General features: G+C 74.3%; 8 protein-coding genes. 7 read left to right on the top strand and 1 reads right to left on the bottom strand.

Features of this window, described 5'->3' with window-relative positions; all coding sequences use genetic code 11:
* The first annotated feature begins 97 nt into the window (after window positions 1-97).
* From ABD994_RS11275 to ABD994_RS11255, 5 genes are read left to right on the top strand one after another with little or no spacing between them, the layout of a single operon-like run.
* Entirely contained in the window at window positions 98-922 is an 825-nt protein-coding gene (locus tag ABD994_RS11275) for a chorismate-binding protein (RefSeq protein WP_345414169.1), read from the top strand.
* A 21-nt stretch (window positions 923-943) separates the two neighbouring features.
* Window positions 944-1,171: an MbtH family protein gene (locus ABD994_RS11270; RefSeq protein WP_345414167.1), complete on the top strand. Its 228-nt coding sequence runs from the start codon at window positions 944-946 to the stop codon at window positions 1,169-1,171.
* Entirely contained in the window at window positions 1,171-2,109 is a 939-nt protein-coding gene (locus ABD994_RS11265; protein WP_345414165.1) for a methionyl-tRNA formyltransferase, read from the top strand. The genes ABD994_RS11270 and ABD994_RS11265 overlap by 1 nt, the downstream gene beginning before the upstream one ends.
* 54 nt (window positions 2,110-2,163) lie before the next feature.
* Window positions 2,164-2,742: a TetR/AcrR family transcriptional regulator gene (locus ABD994_RS11260; RefSeq protein ID WP_345414163.1), complete on the top strand. Its 579-nt coding sequence runs from the start codon at window positions 2,164-2,166 to the stop codon at window positions 2,740-2,742.
* 20 nt (window positions 2,743-2,762) lie between these two features.
* Window positions 2,763-3,884, top strand: coding sequence for a glycosyltransferase (locus ABD994_RS11255; protein ID WP_345414161.1), 1,122 nt, complete (start codon window positions 2,763-2,765; stop codon window positions 3,882-3,884).
* A gap of 192 nt (window positions 3,885-4,076) precedes the next feature.
* Here ABD994_RS11255 and ABD994_RS11250 read toward each other — a convergent pair whose 3' ends face one another.
* Entirely contained in the window at window positions 4,077-4,241 is a 165-nt protein-coding gene (locus tag ABD994_RS11250; protein WP_345414159.1) for a hypothetical protein, read from the bottom strand.
* Window positions 4,242-4,492: 251 nt separating this feature from the next.
* On the opposite strand from ABD994_RS11250, the gene ABD994_RS11245 reads away from it, so the two are divergent.
* Entirely contained in the window at window positions 4,493-5,275 is a 783-nt protein-coding gene (locus ABD994_RS11245; RefSeq protein WP_345414157.1) for an electron transfer flavoprotein subunit beta/FixA family protein, read from the top strand.
* A 28-nt stretch (window positions 5,276-5,303) separates the two neighbouring features.
* The gene (locus ABD994_RS11240) at window positions 5,304-6,263 is read left to right on the top strand and encodes an electron transfer flavoprotein subunit alpha/FixB family protein (RefSeq protein WP_345414155.1); all 960 of its coding nucleotides are present in this window, start codon (window positions 5,304-5,306) and stop codon (window positions 6,261-6,263) included.
* Window positions 6,264-6,302 lie beyond the last annotated feature (39 nt).

The following is a 6,302-nucleotide window of genomic DNA, read 5'->3' as shown; positions in this document are numbered from 1 at the left end:
CGCGCGGCTGACCGTGCCGGCGTCGTAGACACATCGCCCGCGCCGCCGTGCCGCGGTCGCGCCGGCCGCCCGGGACGCCCGCGCCGCCGGCTGGGACGTGCGTCCCGACCCGGCACCCGCCCGCTACGCCGCGGCGGTGAACCGCGCGCTCGCGCTGATCGCCGACGGCGAGGTCGGCAGCGTCGTGCTCGCCCGCGCGCTCGACCTCGTCGCCCCCCACCCGGTCGACGCCACCGAGGTCCTGACCCAGCTCGTCCACCTCGCCGGCCCGGACGTCGCGGCCTTCCGCGCCGGCCCCCTCGTGGGGATCGCCGACGAGCTGCTCGTCTCCCGCCACGGCGACCGGGTCGTCAGCGCGCCCCTGGCGGGCACCGCCGAGCGCAGCCCGGACCCGGACGAGGACGTGCGGCGCGGCCGGGAGCTCGCCGCGTCCGCGGACCTCACGACCCACGCCGCGGCCGTCGCCCGCGTCGCCGAGGTGCTGGCGCCGTGGTGCGACGACCTCGCCGTGCCGGCGGCGCCCGGCCTCGTGGCCACCGACCGGCGCTGGCGGCTCGTGACCCGCGTCGAGGGCCGGCTGCGGGTGCCCCGGCCGACCGCCCTGGAGCTGGCCGAGGCCCTGCGCCCGGCGGCCGGGGCGTGGGGTGACCCGCCGGAGGTCGCGCGTGCCGTCGCCGGCGACCTCGGGCGCTCCGGCGGCACCGACCGCGGAGCGCTCGGCGACCTCGTCGGCTGGTGCGACGCCGACGGCGACGGCGAGTGGCGCGCGGTCGGGCCCTGCGCCGAGGTCGCGGGGCGACACGTGCGCCTGCTCGCCTCCTCACTCGTCGCGGCCGGGTGCCGGCCCGAGGCCGAGCTCGCCGGCACCGGCGCGACCTTCCGCACCCTCCTCGCGGCCGTGGGCATCGAGTCGATGCCGTGACCCCACCGAACGGGAGCCATCGTGACCAACCCCTTCGACGACGCCGAGGGCCGCTTCCTCGTGCTCGTCAACGACGAGGACCAGCACAGCCTCTGGCCCGTGTTCGCGGACGTGCCGGCGGGCTGGCGGGTGGTGTTCGGCGCGGCGCCCGGGGGCGAGACGCGCGAGGACTGCCTCGAGTACGTCGAGACCCACTGGACCGACCTGCGGCCCCGCAGCCTGCGCGAGCGCACGGCGGGCGCCGGCTGATGCGCGTCGTCCTGTTCGGCTACCAGAAGTGGGGGGCGCAGCTCCTGGCCGCGCTGCTCGACTCGCGCCACGAGGTGGTGCTGACGGTCAGTCACCCCGAGGAGGGGGAGTGGGCGCCCGAAATCTTCCAGGAGTCGATGGGGGACCTCGCCCGCTCCCGCGACATCCCCGTCGTCTACCGGGAGAAGGCCGTCGACGACGAGCTCGCGGGGCTGATCCGCGACGCCGGCGCGGAGATCGGACTGGCCTGCAACTGGCGGACGTGGATCAGCCCGGCGGTGTTCTCCGCGCCCGCCCGCGGCACGGTCAACACCCACGACTCGCTGCTGCCGCGCTACGCCGGCTTCTCCCCGCTGAACTGGGCGCTGATCAACGGTGAGAGCCAGGTCGGCATCACCGCGCACTGGATGGACGCCGACCTCGACCGCGGCGACATCATCACCCAGCGGACCGTGCCGGTGACGCCGACCGACACCACCGAGGACCTGTTCCACCGCACCGTCGGACTCTTCGGCGAGCTCTCGCTCGACGCGTTCGACCGCATCGAGTTCGGCCCGCACGACTGGCTGCGCCAGGACCCCGAGCACGCGTCGTTCTTCCACAAGCGCGCCGACCCGGACAACCGGATCCACTGGGAGCGCGAGGCCCGCGACCTCGTCAACCTCGTCCGCGCGCAGACCGGGCCGTACCCGAACGCGTGGTGCCTGCACGAGGGGCAGCGCCTGCGGGTGCTCGAGGCGTCGGTGTCGCGGGAGCGCTGCGGCGGCACCCACGGGCGGGTCTTCGCCCGCGAGGGCCGCGGGGTCATCGTCGTCGCCGGGCCGGAGGCCTGGCGCGGCCGGCAGCACGGCCTGGTGCTCCGGCGCGTGCTCGACGCCGACGGTGTCGAGCACGTCGCCGGCGACTACTTCCGGCGGATGGGCGACTACCTCACCTGATTTCGTGTCACCTCGATTGACACGAAATGTTGGGGGGTGTTCCCTGGTCCCCGCATGGAGGACAAGCGCGACTACGTGATGCGGGCCCGGGCCGCCGCGGTCGAGGAGACGCGGCGCCGGATCCTGCGCGCGGTGCGCGACCTGGGGCTGGAGACCGAGTCCATGGAGATCGTGCTGGCCGACGTGGCCGACCGCACGGGGGTCACCGTGCGTACGGTTCTGCGCCACTTCGGCAGCCGCGACGGTGTGTTCGCCGCGGCGCTGGACTTCGTCGTCGGCGAGGTCGAGCGTGAGCGCGGGACGCCCGGCGACGTCGCCGGCGCGGTCGCCGCGCTGGTCGAGGAGTACGAGGGCATCGGCGACTGGATGATCACGATGCTCGGCCGGGAGGGCGCCGACCCGAACGTCCGGCGGATGACCGACCGGGGCCGCGCGATGCACCGCGAGTGGGTGCGGGACGTGTTCGCCCCCGTGCTGCCCGCCGCTCGGCCGGCGGACGAGGCCGTCGACCTGCTCGTCGTCGCCACCGACCTCTACACGTGGAAGCTGCTGCGCCGCGATCGCGGGCTCGGACGGCCCGAGGTCGAGCAGCGGATGCGTGCGCTCGTCGACGCGGTACTGGGCAGGGCCTAGAGCGAGCTGGGGGGAACGAGATGGCCAGGATCCTGGCGGTCACCTGGGACGGGGGCGGCAACGTCCCGCCGATGCTGGGCATCGCGGCGGAGCTCCTGGGGCGCGGTCACGAGGTGCGGGTGCTCGGGCACGCGGCGCAGCGCGAGGCGGTCGAGCGGACCGGGGCGGAGTTCGTGCCCCACCGCCACGGGCGTGCCTGGGCGCCCGCCACGCCGGCGTCGGACGCCCGGCGCGCGCGGGACCTGATCTCGCTGTTCACCGAGCGCGGTCCCGGCCGCGACGTCGCCGCCGAGATCGAGGGCGCAGGGCCCGACGCCGTCCTCGTGGACGCGCTGCGGCTGGGCGCGCTGCGCGCCGCCGTCCGCTCGCCGGTGCCGACCGTCGCTCTCGTGCACACCTTCCGCGGCTACGTCGCCCACGACTGGGCGCGCGGCCCGGTCGGGCTGGTGGCCACGCTGCGCGGGCTGCGGCCAGGACCGCTGTGGAACGCCTGCGACCGCCTGCTCGTCGCGACCGACCCGGTGCTCGACCCGGGCGCCGCGGACGCCCCGGCGAACGCCCGCTACACCGGCGCGGTGCTGGCCGCGCCGCGATCCGCGGCCCGCACCGACCCGCCGACGGTGCTGGTCAGCCTGAGCACGATCTTCTACCCGACCCAGGCGGCCGTGCTCCAGCGCGTCCTCGACGCGGTCGCCGACCTCGACGTGCGCGTCGTCGCCGCCACCGGGTTCGTCGACCCCGCCGACCTGCGGGCCGGGGCGAACACGACCCTGCAGCGGCACCTGCCGCACGACGAGGTCATGCCGACCGCGTCGCTGCTCGTCGGGCACGGCGGGCACGCGACCACCCTGCGCGCGCTCGCCCACGGCCTGCCGGTGCTGACGATCCCGCTCGACGCCCACCTCGACCACCGCCTGATCGGCGAGGCCGTGCGCGCGGCGGGCGCCGGCGACGTCCTCGACACGGCGGCGACGCCGTCGGCGATCCGCGACGCGGTGCGGACGCTGCTCGCCGACGCGGGGACCGCGGCCGACGCCGAGGCCGTCGCCGCCCGCCTTCGCGGCGTCGACGGGGCCGCCCGCGCGGCCGACGAGATCGAGGCCGTGGCCGGCCGCCGCGCGGCGGACCGGACCCGGTCGTGACGGCCCGGGCCGAGCCCCGGGACGTGGGGACACTGCTCGGGATCGCGACGCGCGACGACCGGGGGCCGGGAACGCACCGTGCCCGGATACCGCGACCTGCTCGACGCGGCCGGCGTCGAGCTGGTCGCCGTCCACCCGACGGCCGGCCCCGCCTCCGTGCTCGAGGGGCGCGTCCGCGGGTGACCGGGAGTCCTAGTGGGCGCCGCCCTGGCCGCCCTTCCCGCGGAACTTGTTGATCATGTCCTGCGCCTTGGCGCGGTTCTTCGGGTCCGACGCGTAGCGCTTGGCCTGGTCGGCGTACTTGCGGCCCTGCGGGCTGCGCAGGAACTCCGAGACCTTGGAGAACAGACCGGGCATGACCACTCCTGGGTGCGCTGGGGAACGGGCTTCCCCTCCAGGATATGGCCCGATTCGGGCAACCCGGAGTTACTCGTCGGTAAGGGCCTACACCCTACCGACGAGTAACAAGAGAGGGCTTCGCCACCGTGCCTTTCGCGATCAGGCGTGGGAGAGTCGGGGCAGTAGGCAGGTTACCGACGAGTAATCTACCGGTCGGTAGCCTCGGCGTCCTGCCGGACGATGCGAGCACAGGAGGTCGCAGAACGCCCATGAACATCGTCGTGCTGATCAAGCAGGTACCCGACACCTGGTCCGAGCGCACGCTCTCCGACGCCGACCGGACCCTCGACCGGGCGTCCACCGACGCGGTGCTCGACGAGATCAACGAGCGCGCCGTCGAGGAGGCGCTCAAGATCAAGGAGTCCGGCGACGCGGAGATCACGGTCCTCACCGTCGGGCCCGACCGCGCCACCGACGCCATCCGCAAGGCGCTCTCGATGGGCGCCGACAAGGCCGTCCACGTCAACGACGACGCCATCCACGGCTCGGACGCGGTGACCACCGCGAAGATCCTGGCCAAGGCCATCGGCACCGTCGACGACGTGCAGCTCGTGCTCGCCGGCAACGAGGCCACCGACGGCCGCAGCGGCGCCGTGCCGGCCATGCTCGGCGAGGTGCTGGGCTGGCCCTCGCTGACCCACGCCAACGAGCTGACCGTCTCCGGTGGCACCGCCACCATCAAGCGCGAGACCGACGAGGGCACCTGCGACGTGACCTCCGGGCTCCCGGCCGTCGTGAGCGTCGGCGAGAAGATCAACGAGCCGCGCTACCCCTCGTTCAAGGGGATCATGGCCGCGAAGAAGAAGCCGGTGAGCACCATCGGCATCGCCGACCTCGGCCTCGACGCGGGCGAGGTCGGTCTCGCGGGCTCGCTGAGCCAGGTCGACTCCTTCGCCCCGCGCCCGCCGAAGTCCGGCGGTCAGAAGGTCGAGGACGAGGGCGACGGCGGCGCGAAGATCGCCGAGTTCCTCGTCGGCCAGAAGCTCATCTGATCACCCCCGACAGCGAAGAGGAGAACCCATGGCCGAGGTCCTGGTCCTCGTCGACCACGTCGACGGGGAGATCAAGAAGAACACGTACGAGATGCTCACCGCCGCGCGCCGGCTGGGCGAGCCGTCCGCGGTCGTCGTCGGCACCCCCGGCACGGCCACCAAGCTGGCCGAGGGCCTCGCCGCGCACGGCGCGGAGAAGGTCTACGTCGCCGAGTCCGACGACGCGGTGAACTACCTGTCGACCCCGCAGGTCGACGTGCTGGCCGCCCTGGTCGAGCGGGTCTCTCCGCCGGCCGTGCTGATCCCGGCGGGCGCCGACGGGCGTGAGGTCGCCGGCCGCCTGGCCGTGCGCACCAACTCCGGCTGGCTCAACGACGTCGTCGACCTCGACGGCGAGCGCGAGGGCACCCACTCGATCTTCGGTGGCGCCTTCACCGTCTCGGCCCGCGCGACCACCGACACCGCGGTGATCTCGTGGCGCTCGGGCTCGCTCGAGGTCGAGGAGCACGCCGCGGCGGGCACCCAGGAGACCGTCGAGGTCCCGGCGGTCGACGAGGCGAGGTCGGGCAAGGTCTCCAACCGCGCCCCGATCGTCGGCGGCGACCGCCCGGAGCTCACCGAGGCGAACGTCGTCGTCGCCGGTGGCCGCGGCGTCGGCTCGGCGGAGAACTTCAACGTCGTCGAGACCCTCGCGGACTCGCTGCACGCCGCCGTCGGCGCCTCGCGTGCCGCCGTCGACTCCGGCTACTACCCCAACCAGTTCCAGGTGGGGCAGACCGGCAAGACGGTCTCGCCGCAGCTCTACATCGCCCTCGGCATCTCCGGCGCGATCCAGCACCGCGCCGGCATGCAGACGTCGAAGACGATCGTCGCGGTGAACAAGGACCCGGAGGCCCCGATCTTCGAGATCGCCGACTTCGGGGTCGTGGGCGACCTGTTCTCGATCAGCCCGCAGCTGACCGAGGAGGTCACCAAGCGCGGCTCGTAGTCGCGTCCGTCCTGACCGAGGGGCACCCTCGCTCGAGTA

The sequence above is a fragment of the Actinomycetospora chlora genome, from assembly GCF_039542135.1.
Taxonomy (GTDB): Bacteria; Actinomycetota; Actinomycetes; order Mycobacteriales; family Pseudonocardiaceae; genus Actinomycetospora; species Actinomycetospora chlora.
The sequence above is the reverse complement of the archived record's forward strand: the minus strand, read 5'-3'. Positions and strand labels throughout refer to the sequence as shown.